General features: G+C 72.7%; 15 protein-coding genes. 4 read left to right on the forward strand and 11 right to left on the reverse strand.

What is annotated here, in order from left to right; all coding sequences use genetic code 11:
- Nucleotides 1-4: 4 nt before the first annotated feature.
- From pgl to tkt, 6 genes are read right to left on the reverse strand one after another with little or no spacing between them, the layout of a single operon-like run.
- Nucleotides 5-724, reverse strand: a complete 720-nt coding sequence (pgl, locus tag FZC61_RS05530; RefSeq protein WP_148613121.1) for a 6-phosphogluconolactonase — start codon at nucleotides 722-724, stop codon at nucleotides 5-7.
- Nucleotides 721-1,662, reverse strand: coding sequence for a glucose-6-phosphate dehydrogenase assembly protein OpcA (locus tag FZC61_RS05535; protein ID WP_148613122.1), 942 nt, complete (start codon nucleotides 1,660-1,662; stop codon nucleotides 721-723). Before FZC61_RS05535 ends, pgl begins: the two co-directional genes overlap by 4 nt.
- Before the next feature lie 3 nt (nucleotides 1,663-1,665).
- The gene (gene zwf, locus FZC61_RS05540) at nucleotides 1,666-3,204 is read right to left on the reverse strand and encodes a glucose-6-phosphate dehydrogenase (protein WP_148613123.1); all 1,539 of its coding nucleotides are present in this window, start codon (nucleotides 3,202-3,204) and stop codon (nucleotides 1,666-1,668) included.
- Nucleotides 3,201-4,877 carry a glucose-6-phosphate isomerase gene (pgi, locus tag FZC61_RS05545; protein WP_148613124.1) on the reverse strand — a complete coding sequence of 559 codons (1,677 nt, stop codon included), beginning with the start codon at nucleotides 4,875-4,877 and terminating at the stop codon, nucleotides 3,201-3,203. The genes zwf and pgi overlap by 4 nt, the downstream gene beginning before the upstream one ends.
- Nucleotides 4,874-5,980 (reverse strand): transaldolase, encoded by a 1,107-nt coding sequence (gene tal / locus FZC61_RS05550; RefSeq protein WP_148613125.1) that lies wholly within the window; start codon nucleotides 5,978-5,980, stop codon nucleotides 4,874-4,876. The genes pgi and tal overlap by 4 nt, the downstream gene beginning before the upstream one ends.
- 59 nt (nucleotides 5,981-6,039) lie before the next feature.
- Complete coding sequence (gene tkt / locus FZC61_RS05555) at nucleotides 6,040-8,136, reverse strand: transketolase (RefSeq protein ID WP_281289797.1); 2,097 nt, start codon at nucleotides 8,134-8,136, stop codon at nucleotides 6,040-6,042.
- Nucleotides 8,137-8,326: 190 nt separating this feature from the next.
- On the opposite strand from tkt, the gene FZC61_RS05560 reads away from it, so the two are divergent.
- The gene (locus tag FZC61_RS05560; protein ID WP_148613127.1) at nucleotides 8,327-9,274 is read left to right on the forward strand and encodes a heme o synthase; all 948 of its coding nucleotides are present in this window, start codon (nucleotides 8,327-8,329) and stop codon (nucleotides 9,272-9,274) included.
- A 134-nt stretch (nucleotides 9,275-9,408) separates the two neighbouring features.
- A complete protein-coding gene (locus FZC61_RS05565; RefSeq protein ID WP_148613128.1) occupies nucleotides 9,409-10,164 on the forward strand; it encodes an SDR family NAD(P)-dependent oxidoreductase in 756 nt (251 codons plus the stop codon).
- An 18-nt stretch (nucleotides 10,165-10,182) separates the two neighbouring features.
- Here the strand turns inward: FZC61_RS05565 and FZC61_RS05570 are convergent, their stop codons facing one another.
- Genes FZC61_RS05570 through FZC61_RS05585 form a run of 4 tightly spaced genes read right to left on the reverse strand, consistent with a single transcriptional unit; the run spans nucleotide 10,183 to nucleotide 13,688 of the window.
- Nucleotides 10,183-11,025, reverse strand: coding sequence for a helix-turn-helix transcriptional regulator (locus FZC61_RS05570; protein WP_148613129.1), 843 nt, complete (start codon nucleotides 11,023-11,025; stop codon nucleotides 10,183-10,185).
- Between the two features lie 46 nt (nucleotides 11,026-11,071).
- A complete protein-coding gene (locus FZC61_RS05575; protein ID WP_246142544.1) occupies nucleotides 11,072-11,992 on the reverse strand; it encodes a COX15/CtaA family protein in 921 nt (306 codons plus the stop codon).
- Nucleotides 11,983-12,735: an ABC transporter permease gene (locus FZC61_RS05580; protein ID WP_148613130.1), complete on the reverse strand. Its 753-nt coding sequence runs from the start codon at nucleotides 12,733-12,735 to the stop codon at nucleotides 11,983-11,985. Before FZC61_RS05580 ends, FZC61_RS05575 begins: the two co-directional genes overlap by 10 nt.
- Nucleotides 12,732-13,688, reverse strand: a complete 957-nt coding sequence (locus tag FZC61_RS05585; protein WP_148613131.1) for an ABC transporter ATP-binding protein — start codon at nucleotides 13,686-13,688, stop codon at nucleotides 12,732-12,734. Before FZC61_RS05585 ends, FZC61_RS05580 begins: the two co-directional genes overlap by 4 nt.
- Nucleotides 13,689-13,711: 23 nt before the next feature.
- On the opposite strand from FZC61_RS05585, the gene FZC61_RS05590 reads away from it, so the two are divergent.
- Both FZC61_RS05590 and FZC61_RS05595 read left to right on the forward strand, forming a co-directional pair.
- Complete coding sequence (locus FZC61_RS05590; RefSeq protein ID WP_148613132.1) at nucleotides 13,712-14,077, forward strand: hypothetical protein; 366 nt, start codon at nucleotides 13,712-13,714, stop codon at nucleotides 14,075-14,077.
- On the forward strand, nucleotides 14,070-14,525 hold the full coding sequence (locus FZC61_RS05595) for a hypothetical protein (RefSeq protein WP_246142545.1): 456 nt from the start codon (nucleotides 14,070-14,072) through the stop codon (nucleotides 14,523-14,525). Before FZC61_RS05590 ends, FZC61_RS05595 begins: the two co-directional genes overlap by 8 nt.
- Here FZC61_RS05595 and FZC61_RS05600 read toward each other — a convergent pair.
- Complete coding sequence (locus FZC61_RS05600) at nucleotides 14,510-15,775, reverse strand: cytochrome P450 family protein (protein WP_170285991.1); 1,266 nt, start codon at nucleotides 15,773-15,775, stop codon at nucleotides 14,510-14,512. The two genes, FZC61_RS05595 and FZC61_RS05600, sit on opposite strands and share 16 nt — an antisense overlap.
- Nucleotides 15,776-15,779: the final 4 nt, after the last annotated feature.

Genomic DNA, 15,779 nt, shown 5'->3' on the forward strand with positions numbered 1-15,779 from the left:
CGGGTCAGAGGCGGGAGGCGGAGTCGCGGTCGAGCCACCAGAGGGTCTCGGTGGTGCCGACGACGCCTCGGGCGGGGGTCTCGTCGACGGTGCCCTCGTCCGCGAGCGCACGAGCGACGGCTTCGGACTTGCCCTCGCCGCTGGCGAAGAACCAGACCGCGTCGGCGCGTTCCATCGCCTCGAAGGTCAGGCTGACCCGTTGCGGTGGCGGCTTGGGCGAGTCGGGCACGCCGACCGCGATCGCGTCGGTGGCGTGCAGGGCGGCGTGGCCGGGGAACAGCGAGGCGACGTGGCCGTCGGGTCCGACGCCGAGCATCAGGATGTCGAAGCCCCCCGCGCCGTGCTCGCGGATGCTGCGGCCGTAGTGCTCGGCGGCGTCGGCGACGGTGGCGACGTCGTCGGTCGACGGTGCCTCGTGGACCTGGGTGGCGCCGACGGCGTCGAGGAACGCGGCACGGGCCTGGCCGGCGTTGCGGTCGGGGGAGTCGGCGGGCACGAACCGCTCGTCGCCGAACCAGATGCTGACCCTGGTCCAGTCGACCTCGAAGCCGGCCGACAGTCGGGCGACCTCGTGGTGGATCGCGTCGGCGATCGTGCCACCGGTCAGCCCGATGGTGGGCTCCTGGCCGGCGGACTGCAGGTCGGCCAGGCGCGACAGCAGCTCGCCGGCCGCCGCGCTCGCCAGCGCCGCGGCGGACTCGTGGACCTCGACCAGCGCGCTCATCTCGTCGCCGACTTCTTGGCAGCGCGGGCGCGCTTGGGTGCGGGCCCCGACAAGGAGGTGATGGTGGCGGCGTAGACGTCGTCCTCGTCGAGGCGGCGCAGCTCCTCGGCGAGCAGCTCGGGGAGCTTGCGGCGCTTGAGCGCGATCGGTCGGTCGGGCCGGTCGGGGGAGGTGAACGTCGCCAGGCGGCCGTCGGTGCGGGAGATGCGGATCGGACCCTCGCGGGTCTCCATCACGACCTCGGTGATGCCTGGCCCGGCCGAGACCCGACGGGTGACCTCGATCCGGAGCCGGTGGCGCAGCCAGGCGGCCAGCAGGTCGGCGCTCGGGCTGATGCGCTCGGAGGTGACGGTCGCCGAGGTGACCTTGAGCGGGTGCTGGTCGAGGCTGGCAGCCAGCAGCGCCCGCCACGGCGTGAGCCGGGTCCAGGCCAGGTCGGTGTTGCCGGCGACGTACGACGCGCACTGGGTCTCGAGGGCCTTGGTCTTGTGGCGGTGCACCTCGACCGCGTCGGTGATGCGGCGCTTGGCCAGCGCCCCGAGGGGGTCGGCGGCCGGGTCGGCCGGCGGGTCGTGCGGCCACCAGATGGCGACGGGGGAGTCGGGCAGCAGCAGGGGGAGCACGACCGAGTCGGCGTGCTTGACGACCTCGCCGGACAGGCGGATCACCGCGGCCTCGCCGCCCCAGCCGGCGCCGGTGCCGACCTGCGCGTTGACCACGCCCTGGCCGCGGGCGTCGCCGAGCACGACCCCGAGCACCCGGGCGGGGTGCTCGTGGGTGGCCTTGCGGGCGTTGGCCATGGCCTCCTCGGACGAATCCTCGTCGACGACGACGATCAGCGTCATGACCATGCCCATGGCCGGGGAGCCGGCGCGGGTCCGGGCGCGGACGAACTCGGCCGCGATCGCGGACGAGGTGGTGTCGGTGAGCTCGATCATGGGTTAGGGCCTCCTCCAGACACGACCGTCGCGGGCGAGCATGGCGTCGGCCGACGCCGGGCCCCAGGTGCCGGGCGGGTAGGCCTCGGGGGCGCCCTTGGCCTCCCAGCGCTCGAGGATCGGGTCGAGGATCTTCCAGGACAGCTCGACCTCCTCGTGGCGCGGGAAGAGCGGCGGGTCGCCGAGCAGCACGTCGAGGATCAGCCGCTCGTAGGCCTCGGGCGACGACTCGGTGAAGGTGCCGCCGTAGGCGAAGTCCATGTTGACGTCGCGAATCTCCATCTGGGTGCCGGGCACCTTTGCGCCGAAGCGCAGGGTCATCCCCTCGTCGGGCTGCACCCGGATGACCAGCGCGTTCTGGGTGAGGTCCTCGACCGAGGTGGCGTTGAACGGCTGGTGCGGCGAGCGCTTGAAGACCACGGCCACCTCGGTGACCCGGCGACCCAGGCGCTTGCCGGTGCGCAGGTAGAACGGGACGCCGGCCCACCGACGGTTGTCGACGTGCAGGGTGACCGCGGCGAAGGTCTCGGTGCGCGAGGTCGCGGCGATGCCGTCCTCGTCGTGGAAGCCGAGCACCTTGGCGCCGCCCGCCCACCCCGCGGCGTACTGGCCCCGGGCGGTGGCGGTGTCGAGGCGCGGCGGGAGGCTGATCGACGACAGCAGCTTCTGCTTCTCGCGCCGCAGGGCCTCGGCGTCGAACGACGTCGGCTCCTCCATCGCGACCAGGGCCATCAGCTGCAGCAGGTGGTTCTGGATGACGTCGCGGGCGGCGCCGATGCCGTCGTAGTAGCCGGCCCGGCCGCCGATGCCGCCGTCCTCGGCCATGGTGATCTGGACGTGGTCGACGTAGTTGTTGTTCCACAGCGGCTCGAACATCGTGTTGGCGAAGCGCGTCGCCAGGATGTTCTGGACCGTCTCCTTGCCGAGGTAGTGGTCGATGCGGAAGATCGAGCCGGGCGGGAACACCGCGTCGAGCTGGTCGTTGAGCACGCGCGCCGAGGCGAGGTCGTGGCCGAACGGCTTCTCGACGACCACGCGCCGCCACGGCGTCGGGCCGGCGGACGGCTCCGGGGCCTCGGCCAGGCCGTGCTCGCGCAGCTGCTGGGCGACGGTGCCGAAGGCGCCGGGCGGGATCGCGAGGTAGAAGGCGTGGTTGCCGCCGGTGCCGCGGACCTCGTCGAGCTCCTCGATCGTACGGCGCAGCCGGTCGAAGGCCTCGTCGTCGTCGAAGGCACCCGGGACGAAGCGGAACCCCTCGGCCAGCTGGTTCCAGACCTCCTCGCGGAACTCGGTGCGGGCGTGGGCCTTGACCGAGTCGTGCACGATCTGGGCGAAGTCCTGGTCGGCCCAGTCACGCCGGGCGAAGCCGACGAGGCTGAAGCCCGGGGGCAGCAGCCCGCGGTTGGCCAGGTCGTAGATCGCCGGCATCACCTTCTTGCGCGACAGGTCGCCGGTGACCCCGAAGAGCACCATGCCGCAGGGACCGGCGATGCGCGGCAGGCGGCGGTCCTGCTCCTGGCGCAGCGGGTTGGTGGGACTCATCGGCGGCGGTGCTCCTGGTAGTAGGCGAGCAGGGCCCGGGTGCTGGCGTCCTGGGCGCTGAGGGCGGTCTCGTCGCCCGCGACGGCCGGGCCGACCTGCTGGGCCAGCTTCTTGCCGAGCTCGACGCCCCACTGGTCGAAGCTGTCGATGCCCCAGACCACACCCTGGGTGAAGGTGATGTGCTCGTAGAGGGCGACCAGCTGACCGAGCACCGACGGCGTCAGCTCGGGCGCCATGATCGAGGTCGTGGGCCGGTTGCCGGTGAACACCCGCGCGGCGACGATGCGCTCGGGGGTGCCGTCGGCGCGCACCTCGTCGGCGGTCCTGCCGAAGGCGAGCGCGCGGGTCTGGGCCAGGAAGTTGGCCAGGAACAGCTCGTGGACGTCCTGGCGGCGGCCGTCGACCTCGTCGGCGAGCGGGTACGCCGGGGTGGCGAAGGCGATGAAGTCGGCCGGCACCAGCCGCGTGCCCTGGTGGATCAGCTGGTAGAACGCGTGCTGGCCGTTGGTGCCGGGCTCGCCCCAGAAGATCTCGCCGGTTCCCGCGGTGACGGGGGTGCCGTCCCAGCGCACGCCCTTGCCGTTGGACTCCATCGTCAGCTGTTGCAAGTAGGCCGGGAACCGGTGCAGCAGCTGGGAGTAGGGGAGCACCGCGTGGGTCTGCGAGCCGAGGAAGTCGGCGTACCAGACGTTGAGCAGGCCCATCAGCACGGGCACGTTGTGCGCGAGGTCGGTGGTGCGGAAGTGCTCGTCGACGGCGTGCATGCCGGCCAGCAGCTCGGCGAACCGCTCGGGTCCGATCGCCACGACCAGGGAGGTGCCGATGGCGGAGTCGAAGCTGTAGCGGCCACCGACCCAGTCCCAGAAGCCGAAGGCGTTGTCGGGGTCGATGCCGAACTCGGCGACCTTGTCGAGCGCGGTCGAGACGGCCACGAAGTGCTGGGCCACCGCGGTGTCGGCGTCGGCGTCGGGCAGCCCGTCGAGCAGCCACGCCTTGCAGAGCCGGGCGTTGGTCAGCGTCTCGAGGGTGCCGAAGGTCTTGCTGGAGACGATGAAGAGCGTCGAGGCCGGGTCGAGTCCGGCCAGGGTGGTCGCGGCGTCGGTCGGGTCGATGTTGCTGATGAAGCGGCACTCGAGACCGGGCTGGCGGTAGGGGGCGAGCGCCTCGTAGGCCATCACCGGCCCCAGGTCGGAGCCCCCGATGCCGATGTTGACCACCGTGCGGATGCGCTCGCCCGTCGCGCCGGTCCACTCGCCGCTGCGGACCTTGTCGGCGAAGGCGTAGACCCGGGCCAGCACCGCGTGGACGTCGGCGACGACGTCCTGGCCGTCGACGTGGAGCCGACGGGCGCCGGTGGTGTCGGCGGGCAGCCGCAGGGCGGTGTGGAGCACCGCGCGGTCCTCGGTGGCGTTGACGTGGTCGCCGCGCAGCATGGCGTCGCGACGCTCGACCAGCCCGACCTCGTCGGCCAGGGCCAGCAGCGCGTGCAGGACGTCGTCGTCGAAGAGTCCCTTCGACAGGTCGACGTGCAGGTCGGCCGCGGTGAAAGTCAGCCGGTCGACGCGACCGGGGTCGGCGTCGAACCAGGCCCGCAGGTCGGGTGCGAACCCGTCGGCCAGTGCGCGGAGCCGCCCCCACGCGTCGGTGGTGGTGGCGTCCACGGGCGGGTTCACGCGGAGGCCTTCTCCATCTGGGCCTCGACGGTCTCGAGGAGCTCGGTCCACGACGTCTTGAACTTGTCGACCCCCTCGGCCTCGAGGGCCAGGAAGACGTCGTCGAGGTCGACGCCGACGGCGGTGAGCCGGTCGAAGACCGCCTGCGCCTCGGGGCCCTTGCCGGTGACCTGGTCGCCGACCACCTCGCCGTGGTCCGCGAACGCCTCGAGGGTCTTCTCGGGCATCGTGTTGACCGTGTCGGCGACCACGAGGTCGGCGACGTAGAGGGTGTCGGGGTAGTCGGGGTTCTTGACCCCGGTCGAGGCCCACAGCGGTCGCTGCGCGTGGGCGCCCGCGTCACTGAGCTGCTTCCAGCGGTCGCTGGCCAGCACCTCCTCGTAGGCGGCGTAGGCCAGCCGTGCGTTGGCGACAGCGGCCTTGCCCTTGAGCTCGGTGGCCTCGGCCGACCCGATCGCGTCGAGACGCTTGTCGATCTCGGTGTCGACCCGGGAGACGAAGAACGACGCGACGGACTGGATGCGGCCGAGGTCGAGCCCGTTGTCCCGGGCGGCCTCGAGGCCGCTGAGGTAGGCGTCCATGACCTCGCGGTAGCGCTGGGTCGAGAAGATCAGGGTCACGTTGACGCTGATGCCCTGGGAGATGGCCGCGGTGATCGCCGGCAGACCCTCCTTGGTGGCCGGGATCTTGATCAGCACGTTGGACTTGTCGACCGCGGCCCACAGGGCCTGGGCCGAGGCGATGGTGCCCGCGGTGTCGTTGGCCAGGGTGGGCTCGACCTCGATGGAGACGCGGCCGTCCTGCCCGGTCGAGTCGGCGACGGGGGCCAGGATGTCGCAGGCGTTGCGGACGTCCTGGGTGGTGAGCTCGAAGACGACCCGGTCGACCCCGTGGCCGTCGGCGACGAGCGTGCGGACCTGCTCGTCGTAGCGCTCGCCGTCGGCGATCGCGGCGGCGAAGATCGTGGGGTTGGTCGTCACGCCCACGACCGACTTCTCCCGCACCAGGTCGGCGAGGTTGCCGCTCTCGATGCGCTCGCGCGACAGGTCGTCGAGCCAGATGCTGACACCCGCGTCGGCGAGCGCCTTGAGTCGATCGGTCATGGTTCCTCCTGGGAGTCGGGGACGAGATCGTGCGGGGTGGGCGGTCGCCGGACCGGGTCTCAGCCGGCGGCCGCGATGCTGTCCTTGGCGGCTTGCGCCACTGCCTCACCAGTGATGCCGAACTCCTGATAGATGCGCTGGTATTCCGCCGAGGCGCCGTAGTGGTCGATCGACACGATCCGGCCGGCGTCGCCGACGTAGTCGCGCCAGCCCTGCTTGACCCCGGCCTCGACCGAGACGCGGGCCTTGACGGTCGGGGGCAGGACGCTGTCGCGGTAGGACTGGTCCTGGGCCTCGAACCACTCGAAGCACGGCATCGACACGACACGGGCGCTGATGCCGTCGGCCGCGAGCAGCTCGCGGGCCGCCACCGCGACCTGGACCTCCGAGCCGGTGGCCAGCAGGACGACGTCGGGGGTGCCCTCGGCGCCGACGAGCACGTAGGCACCGCGGTGGACGTCGGTCGTGTCGGCGTAGCCGTCGACGCCGCGCGGGAAGACCGGCACGTTCTGGCGCGTCAGGGCCAGGGCGGCGGGCCGGTCGGTGTGGCCGAGGATCGCGTGCCAGCAGGCGGCGGTCTCGTTGGCGTCGGCGGGGCGTACGACGTCGAGCCCGGGCATCGCCCGTAGCGCGGCGAGGTGCTCGATCGGTTGGTGGGTCGGGCCGTCCTCGCCGAGACCGATGGAGTCGTGGGTCCACACGTAGGTGACGGGCAGGCCGCTGAGGGCTGCGACCCGGACCGCGCCGCGCATGTAGTCGGAGAAGGTCAGGAAGGTGCCGCCGAAGACGCGGGTGAGGTGGTCGACGGCGATGCCGTTCATGATCGCGCCCATGCCGTGCTCGCGGATGCCGAAGTGGAGCACCCGGCCCTGGTAGGGGTCGGCCGACCACTGCTCGGTGGTGCGCGACGCGGGCACGAAGGACGGCGCCGAGGTGATGGTCGTGTTGTTGGAGCCGGCGAGGTCGGCCGAGCCGCCCCACAGCTCGGGCATCAGGGGGGCCAGGGCGTTGATGACCTTGCCCGAGGCCGACCGCGTGGCGACGCCCTTGGTGTCGGCGTCGAAGGTCGGCAGGGCCTCGGCGAGCCCGTCGGGCAGCGCGCGGGCCTTGAGCCGGTGGAGGAGCTTCTCCTTGTCGGGGTTGGCGGCCGCCCACGCGGCGTACTTCTCGTCCCAGGCGGCGCCGGCCGCGGCACCGCGCTCGCCGAGGCTGCGGGTGTGGGCGAGCACCTCGGGGGAGACCGGGAACCTCTCCTTCGGGTCGAAGCCCATGATGACCTTGGTGGCCTCGACCTCGGCGTCGCCCAGGGCGCTGCCGTGGGCCTGCTCGGTGCCCTGGGCGTTGGGGGAGGGCCAGGCGATGATCGTGTCGAGCACGATGATCGACGGCTGGTCGGTGACCTCGCCGGCCGCCACGATCGCGGCATGCAGGGCGGGGACGTCCTCGACGTAGTCGGTGCCGCCGTTGGTCCAGTCGACGGTCTGGACGTGCCAGCCGTAGGCCTCGTAGCGCTTCGCGACGTCCTCGGTGAAGGCGACGTCGGTGTCACCCTCGATCGAGATGCGGTTGCGGTCGTAGATGACGGTGAGGTTGCCGAGCTCCTGGGTGCCGGCGATCGACGACGCCTCGCCGCTGACGCCCTCCTCGAGGTCGCCGTCGGAGCAGATGACGTAGACGTGGTGGTCGAACAGGCTCTCGCCGGGAGCGGCGTCGGGGTCGAGCAGCCCGTGGACCCGGCGCGCCGACATCGCCATGCCGACGGCGTTGGCGATGCCCTGGCCCAGGGGGCCGGTCGTGACCTCCACGCCGGCGGTGTGGCCGAGCTCGGGGTGGCCGGGGGTCTTGGAGCCCCAGGTGCGCAGCGCCTGGATGTCACTGAGCTCGAGGCCGAAGCCGCCCAGGAACAGCTGCGTGTAGAGCGTGATGCTGGAGTGACCGCACGACAGCACGAAGCGGTCGCGGGCGATCCAGTCGGGGTGCGCCGGGTCGTGCCGCATCACCTTCTGGAAGAGCAGGGTGGCCACCGGGGCCAGGCTCATGGCGGTGCCGGGGTGGCCGTTGCCGACCTTCTGCACGGCGTCCATGGCCAGCACGCGAGCGGTGTCGACGGCCTTCTCGTCGAGCTCGGTCCAGTCGAGGGCGGGGGTGGTGCTCACAGGTCTCCTAGGCGGATTGGAACGGTCCAACGGGTCGGGCGTCGGGCGATGCCGAGCCTACCCATGCCGAGCGATAGGCTGATACCGCCTCCGCGGGGGGAACCCGCGGCCGGCGAAATCTGATCTGATCGAGGCATCCACGCTCCAGGTCGGGCCCGGGCCCGGCCGTCCCTAGCCCCTGAGGACTTCCGTGACGTACGTCGGCGAGTCACGACCTGCCGTTCAGCAGCCCGATCCCGCGACGGGCGAGGCCACGTTCAAGGACGTCGTGTCGGCCTACGTCGGTCTCACCAAGCCGCGCGTGATCGAGCTGCTCCTGCTCACCACCGTGCCGGTGATGTTCTTCGCGCAGCGCGGGGTGCCGGGGCTCGGCCTGGTCGTCGCCACCGTGGTCGGTGGGGCGCTGTCGGCGGGCTCCGCCTCGGCCTACAACTGCGTCTACGACCGCGACATCGACGAGCAGATGCGCCGTACCCGCCGCCGGGCGCTGCCGCGCCACGTGGTCACCCCCACCTCGGCGCTGGTCTTCGCGACCGTGCTGATGCTGGTGTCGACCGCGGTGCTGTGGGTCTTCGTCAACCCGCTCTCGGCCGCGCTGTCGGTGGGCGCCAACGCCTTCTACGTCTTCGGCTACACCATGCTGCTCAAGCGTCGTACGACGCAGAACATCGTCTGGGGCGGAATCGCCGGGTGCTTCCCGGCCCTCATCGGCTGGACCGCCGTCACCGGCGAGCTGTCGTGGGTGCCGGTCGTCCTCTTCGCCGTCGTCTTCTTCTGGACCCCGCCCCACACCTGGGCGCTCGCCCTGCGCTACCGCGAGGACTACGCCAACGTCGACGTGCCGATGCTGCCCGTGGTGCGCCCCGCCGCCGAGGTGGGCCGCCAGATCGTGCTCTACAGCTGGGTGATGGTCGCCACGTCGCTGCTGCTGTGGCCGGTCGCCGGCACCGGCCTGGTCTACCCCGCGGTCGCCGCCGTGCTCGGCGGTGTCTTCCTGGTACAGGCCCACAAGATGTGGGCCCGCGCCCGCGGCACCGAGGACCTCAGCGTCATCCAGCCGATGCGGCTGTTCCACCACAGCAACCTCTACCTCTCGCTGCTGTTCGTCGCGGTCGCCCTCGACCCGCTGCTGTTCTGATCTGTCGCTGACCGGCGGCCTCGCGCCGCCGCCCCGCGTTGCCTGGTCCTGCTGCCGCCGGTGTGGGCGTGCGTTGCCTGGCCCTGGCGTTCCTAGGTGTTGCCGGGCCACCCTCAGCGGGAGGAGCCAGCGCCATGTCGCCGTTGGGACGGACACCACCCGTCCCGACCCGAAGGGCCCCGCCATGGACCGCATCACCACACCGTTCGGCTTCGCCTCCACCACCGCAGACGTCACCGAGGGGCATCCACGACTTCGTCGGCTCCTGGCGCGGTCCGCTCCACGTCCTGGTCAACAACGCCGGGATCATGGCCGTGCCCACGCTCGAGCGCACCCCCGACGGCTGGGAGCGGCAGCTGGCGACCAACTACCTGGGGCACTTCGAGCTCACTGTGAAGCTGCGCCCCGCGCTGGCGGCCGCGTCCGGGGCGCGGATCGTGTCGGTGAGCTCGAGCGGGCACCTGTTCTCGCCCGTGCTGTTCGACGACCCGCACTTCCGGTTCACGCCCTACGACCCGATCGTGGCCTACGGGCAGTCCAAGACCGCGACGACGCTCCTCGCGGTCGGGGTCACCGACCGGTGGGCGGGCGACGGCATCACCGCCAACGCCGTGATGCCCGGCGCCATCGCGACCAACCTGCAGCGCCACACCGGCGGACTCCGCACGCCCGTCGAGCGCCGCAAGACCCCCGAGCAGGGCGCCTCGACCACGCTGCTGGCCGCCACCTCACCGCTGCTGGAAGGGGTCGGGGGCCGCTACCTGGAGGACAACAACGAGGCCGTCGTGGTGACCCGCCGCAGCGACGACCTGGTCGGGGTGGCGTCGTACGCCGTCGACGCCGCCAACACCGAGCGGTTGTGGGACCTGTCGGTCGACCTGCTGTCCTGAGTCGTCCTGCCGGCCCTGCTAGCCGGCGTCGTCGGGCGCCGCGCGCAGACGGGCGAACGCCGTGGCCGAGGCGGTGCCGGGCTCGGCGTGGTGGATCACGAGCAGCAGCCCGCTCGTGCCGGTGATCGCCAGCTTCTCGTGGAGCAGGTCCATCGCCCCGGCCCGCGGGTGGGTGACCCGCCGTGCGCCGCCGACCTTCGGCAGGACGTCGTGACGCGCCCACAGGCGCGCGAACTCGGGGCTGCGCGCCGACACCCGCTCCACGAGCTCCTCCAACCGGGGGTCGTCCCGCCGGGCCCCGACCGAGGCCCGTAGACCGGCGACAGCCTCACGTGCGACGACGTCCCAGTCGTCGTAGAGGTCGCGGATCGCGGGGTCGAGGAAGGCGGCCTCGAGCAGGTTGGAGCCCGGGGCGAAGGCGGGAGACAGGGCGGTGGCCGTGCGGTTGGCGACGAGGACGTCCATGAAGCGGCCCTGCACGAACGCCGAGACACTCGCGTCGAGCGTCTCCAGCAGGTGCATGACGCCTAGCGGCACCTGCTCGGCGCGGACCCGTGTCGTCGTCGCGGTGGCGCCGGTGCCCGTGGCACTGGCGAGGCGGTGCAGGTGCGCCCGCGTCGGGCCGTCGAGCTGCAGGGCTCGCGCGAGGGCGTCCAGCACCTGGGGGGACGGGCGGTGACCACGGCCCTGCTCCAGGCGCACGTAGTAGTCGGCGCTGATCCCGGCGAGCGCGGCGACCTCCTCGCGTCGCAGCCCCGCGACCCGTCGTCGGGCCCCGGACACCACCCCGACCTCGTCGGGCCGGGTCAGGGAACGCCGGGCCTTCAGGAAGCTCCCCAGCGCCTCGGCGTTCCGGTCCACAGGCCCACGCTAGCGCCGACGTGGCCGGTGCCGACCGGCGTCGGCGTCAGCCGGCGGGGACGAGGTCACGTGACTCCGTGCGTGTGTCGACGGGCATGAGCACCACGGCCAGCACGGCGTACGTCGCGGCCGCCGAGGTGAGGGCAGCGCCGAGCAGGTGGAAGCCGACCAGCAGCTCGGGCAGGCCGGTGAAGTACTGGACGAAGCCGATCAGTCCCTGGCCGAGCTCGACCGCGAGCAGGACGGCGACCGCGCGCCGCGCCGTACCGGCCGCCATCAGCAGCCCCACGGTGAGACCGACGAGCAGGAACACCGAGTCGGCGTGCAGCTGGCTGACCTGCACGGTGTCGAGGCCGTTGCGCTTGGTCTGGGCGTCGCCGGCGTGCGGCCCGGCGCCGGTGACCACGGTGCCGAGGTAGAGCACCACCCAGGTGGCGCCGAACGTCAGCCACGCCAGGGTCGGGACGGACCCGCGGGTCCAGGCGTCGGGGGTGGCGTCGGGCTCGTCGACGCGGCGCAGGAACAGCACGGCGACGCCGACCATCGCCATCGACAGCAGCAGGTGGAGCGAGACGAGCCACGAGTTGAGGTCGGTCAGCACGGTGATGCCGCCGATCACCGCCTGGGCGGGTACGCCGAGCGCGAGGACGAGCGCGAGGCGGCGCAGCGAGCGACGACCGGTCTGCCAGGCGGCCACGAAGGTCGCGACGGCGACGGCCACGAGCACGAAGGTCAGCATCCGGTTGCCGAACTCGATCGCGGCGTGGAAGCCGAGGTCGCCGTGCGGGGTCAGCGACTCCTCGGTGCAGCGCGGCCAGGTCGGGCAGCCGAGGCCCGAGCCGGTGAGCCGCACCGCGCCGCCGGTGACGACGATGGCGATGTTGGCGACCAGGGACGCGACACCGAGCGGCCGCACGTAGCGGGCCAACCGGGCGGGCCGGTGGGTCGGGGCTGAGGTCACTCCCACGTGAAGGTCCTTGCGGTCAGGGCGGCGCCGACGGCGGTCCAGCCGGCGAGGACGAGGAGGTCGTGCCAGGGGACCGAGGCGGCGCCCAGCGCGGCGCGGACGGCCTCGCCGAGGGCTCCCGAAGGCAGCCAGGTCACCACGTCGCCGAACGAGCCGTAGGCGGTCGCGGGCAGCACGACCGCGCCACCGGCCATGAGCAGCAGGTAGACCAGGTTGGCGGCGGCGAGGGTCGCCTCGGCGCGCAGCGCCCCGGCGACGAACAGGCCGAGCGAGGCGAACGCCGAGGTGCCGAGCACCAGGGTCAGCAGGGCGCCGACCGCGTCGACCGAAGGCTCCCAGCCCAGGGCCAGGGCGACCGCGCCGATCACCACGACCTGGAGCGCCTCGACGGCCAGCAGGGCCAGCACCTTGCCGCACAGCAGCCCCGTGCGCGACAGCGGCGAGGTGCCCAGGCGCTTGATGACGCCGTAGCGGCGCTCGAAGCCGGTCGAGATCGCGAGCGCGGTGAACGACGTCGACATCACCGCCAGGGCCAGCACCCCCGGGGCGAAGGTGTCGACGCCGTAGGACAGGTTGACGCGCTCGGCGCCGCGCACGCCCCCGATCAGCACCATCACCGGGACCACCACGGCGAGCAGCAGCTGCTCGCCGTTGCGCAGCATCAGGCGGGCCTCCATCGAGGCCTGCGTCAGCACCTGGCGCGCCACCGGGGCGGCTCCGGGCGCGGGGGCGAAGGTGCTCATGCGCTGACCTCGGGCTGGGCGGACGGCTGGGCGGAGGCGGTCAGCTCGAGGAAGACGTCCTCGAGGTTGCGCTGGCCGAGGGTCAGCGACTCGGGCAGCACCCCGTGGTGCTCGCACCAGCGCGACACCTTGGCCAGCGTCGAGGCGTCGGCCGGGCCGGTGACCAGCAGGCTCACGGCGTCGAGCTGGCGCACTTCGGTGCCGGGGCCGAGCTCGACGGCCAGCGAGTCGGGGGAGCCGGGCGGGAAGGGTTGGGTGACGACGAGCCGGATCGTGGCGACCGAGCCGCCGCGGGTCAGCTCCAGGGGGCTGCCCGAGGCGACGAGGGTGCCCTTGTCGAGGATGTGCACCCGGTCGGCGAGCCGCTCGGCCTCGTCCATGTAGTGGGTCGTGAGCACGACGGTCACCCCGTCGGTGCGCAGCTCCTCGAGCAGCTCCCAGACGTCGCGTCGTACGGCGGGGTCGAGCCCGGCGGTGGGCTCGTCGACGAAGACCAGCTCGGGTCGCCCGACGATCGCCATGGCGAGGCCCAGGCGCTGCTGCTGGCCGCCGGACAGCCGGCGGTAGGTCGTGCGGCCGCAGTCGCCGAGGCCGAGGCGCTCGACCAGCAGGTCGACGTCGACCGGGTGCGCGTGCAGGCGCGAGACGTGGCGCAGCATCTCGACCGCGCGGACGCCGCCCCAGGCGCCTCCGCTCTGCAGCATCACCCCGATGCGCGGCAGCAGCTGCCTGCGGTCGCGGACCGGGTCGAGGCCGAGGACCCGGACGGTGCCCTGCTGCGGGCGTCGGTAGCCCTCGCAGGTCTCGAGGGTCGTGGTCTTGCCGGCGCCGTTGGGTCCGAGCACGGCGGTGATGGTGTGGGGCTCCACCGTCAGGCTCAAGGAGTCGACCGCGACCTTGTCGGCGTAGCGCATCACCAGCGCGTCGACGAGGACAGCTGGCTGGTCGGACACGACCCGAGTCTAGGGTTCGTGGTGTGAACCAATGGGTGACGGGTGCGGTGATCGTGCTCAGCCTCGTGGCAGGCGGATCGCTCGCGGTGCTGATGATCCGTGACGTCGCGGCGCAGGACCGCACGTTCGGCTTCCTGGCCGTGATCGAGCTCGTGCTCGTGGCCCAGCTGGTCGGCGGGTGCATCGCCCTCGGGCGCACCGACCGTGACGTCGAGGGAGTGCTGTTCGTGAGCTACCTCGTCGGCATCGTCCTGGCGCTGCCGATCGGCGTGTTCTGGTCGCTGGCCGAGCGCACGCGCGCCGGCACCGCGGTGCTGCTCGTCGCGGTGCTCACCGTCGTGGCGCTGCAGCTGCGGCTCGAGACGATCTGGGGTGGTGTCGGTGCCTGAGCAGACCCGGGCCACCGAGCCCGCCGGCGACCCCGCAGCGCCCCGCCACGAGCTGTCGTCGGGCCCGGGACGCGTCCTGGTCTTCGTCTACGGCGTCTTCGCCGTCGCCGCCACGGGCCGCTCGCTGGTGCAGCTCGGCACCGACGCCGGCCGGGCGCCGTTCGCCTACTCACTGTCGCTGGTCGCGGCGATCATCTACCTGGTCGCCACCACCTGCCTGCTGCTCGGCGGGCGACGCGCCTGGCGCGTGGCCGTCGTCTCCTGCGTGGTCGAGCTCGTGGGGGTGCTCACGATCGGCGTGCTGTCCTACGTCGACACCGCGCTGTTCCCCGACAAGACCGTCTGGTCCCACTTCGGCCAGGGCTACGGCTTCCTGCCGCTGGTCCTGCCGTTCCTCGGCCTCGCCTGGCTGCGCAGCACCCGTCCCGGGGCTCAGCGGGCGGCGTAGGCCACCGGCACGGGCCCCGCGGCCCGCGCGACCCCACCGATCTGGGCCGGCACCGGGGCGGGGTGCGAGCCCCACAGCGGCGTCAGGTCGTAGGCCTCTACGAGGCGCACCATCGCCGTCGACATCGCGGCCAGCGAGAACGGCTGGGCCGGGCAGGTGTGGCGCCCGTGGCCGAACGCGGTCACGAGCCGGGGGGAGGCGAGACCCTCGACGTCGCGCAGCCGGTGGCGGTCCCAGCGGTCGGGGTCCCAGCCCTCGAGGCCGGGAGCGGCCGAGGTGTTCAGCAGGGGCAGCAGGGTGGCGATCGTCCAGCCGGGCGGCACGGCGTACGTCGTGGTGCCGTCGTCTAACGACACCGGCGCCAGGACCGTGCGCGCCATGATCGAGCGCTGGGCCAGCCGGGTCGACTCCAGCGCGCAGCGCGACGCGTGGTCGGTGTCGCCGGCCCGCAGCCGGGCGAGCGACGCGGGGTGCGACAGCAGGTCGACCAGCGCCCAGCCGAGGGCGGCGTGCAGGTTGGACATCGAGGCGACGTGCAGGAGCGCGACGTCGAGCGCGATGCCGCGGCGCCGCGCGGCGTCGTCCGGCTCGTCGGCCCAGGCCGCGTGCACCCGGCCGGACAGCCCGTCGTCGGGCGCGAGCGGGACGAGCACCTCGACGACCTCCTCGAGCGCGGCGAGCTCGGCGGCCTTGCCCGAGGCCGCGACCGCGGCCATCGCATCGGGGTGCACGAACGCGTCGGAGCCGTCGAGCACGTCGAAGGCGACCACGAGCCGCTCGAAGGCCTCGCCGCGGGCGGCTGCCGTCCCGGCCCAGGACGCGAGGCCGAGCCGGTGGCCCAGACGGCGTGTGAGGTCGAACACGTCGACCTCCCCGCGCTCGCCCATCTCGGCCAGGGTCACGTCGAGCGCTGCGTCGAGGTGGGCCAGGTAGTCGGCCACGTCGTCGCGCCGGAACAGCGTGCCGGGCAGGGTCCGCCGGCCCTCGAAGAGGCTGTCGGGCAGCTTGCGGCGCAGCATCAGGTAGTCGGCGACCCCCTTGCTCGCGACGTCCTCGGGGAGGGCGTAGAACGCCTCGACCCCGGACGCCGAGAAGGTGAAGAGGTAGTGGTCGCGGTCGTGGGAGATTGCGAAGGTGTCCCCGTGCTCGCGCCGCGCCTCGGCGACCGTCGCGACGGCGTCGGCGACCTCGCGGTGCCACGGCAGGGCCTGCGCGGCGAGCGGGGGGACGGGGACGATGGGTGTCGGCACCCCG

Origin of the sequence: Nocardioides rubriscoriae (genome assembly GCF_008087085.1) — a bacterium.
In the GTDB taxonomy this organism is placed as follows: domain Bacteria; phylum Actinomycetota; class Actinomycetes; order Propionibacteriales; family Nocardioidaceae; genus Nocardioides; species Nocardioides rubriscoriae.

Bases quoted from the DNA above. Each gene is read 5' to 3' on its own strand.
- pgl (WP_148613121.1), bottom strand. From the start codon at position 724: ATGAGCGCGCTGGTCGAGGTCCACGAGTCCGCCGCGGCGCTGGCGAGC.
- FZC61_RS05535 (WP_148613122.1), bottom strand. From the start codon at position 1,662: ATGATCGAGCTCACCGACACCACCTCGTCCGCGATCGCGGCCGAGTTC.
- zwf (WP_148613123.1), bottom strand. From the start codon at position 3,204: ATGAGTCCCACCAACCCGCTGCGCCAGGAGCAGGACCGCCGCCTGCCG.
- tal (WP_148613125.1), bottom strand. From the start codon at position 5,980: ATGACCGATCGACTCAAGGCGCTCGCCGACGCGGGTGTCAGCATCTGG.
- FZC61_RS05565 (WP_148613128.1), top strand. From the start codon at position 9,409: ATGTCGCCGTTGGGACGGACACCACCCGTCCCGACCCGAAGGGCCCCG.
- FZC61_RS05580 (WP_148613130.1), bottom strand. From the start codon at position 12,735: ATGAGCACCTTCGCCCCCGCGCCCGGAGCCGCCCCGGTGGCGCGCCAG.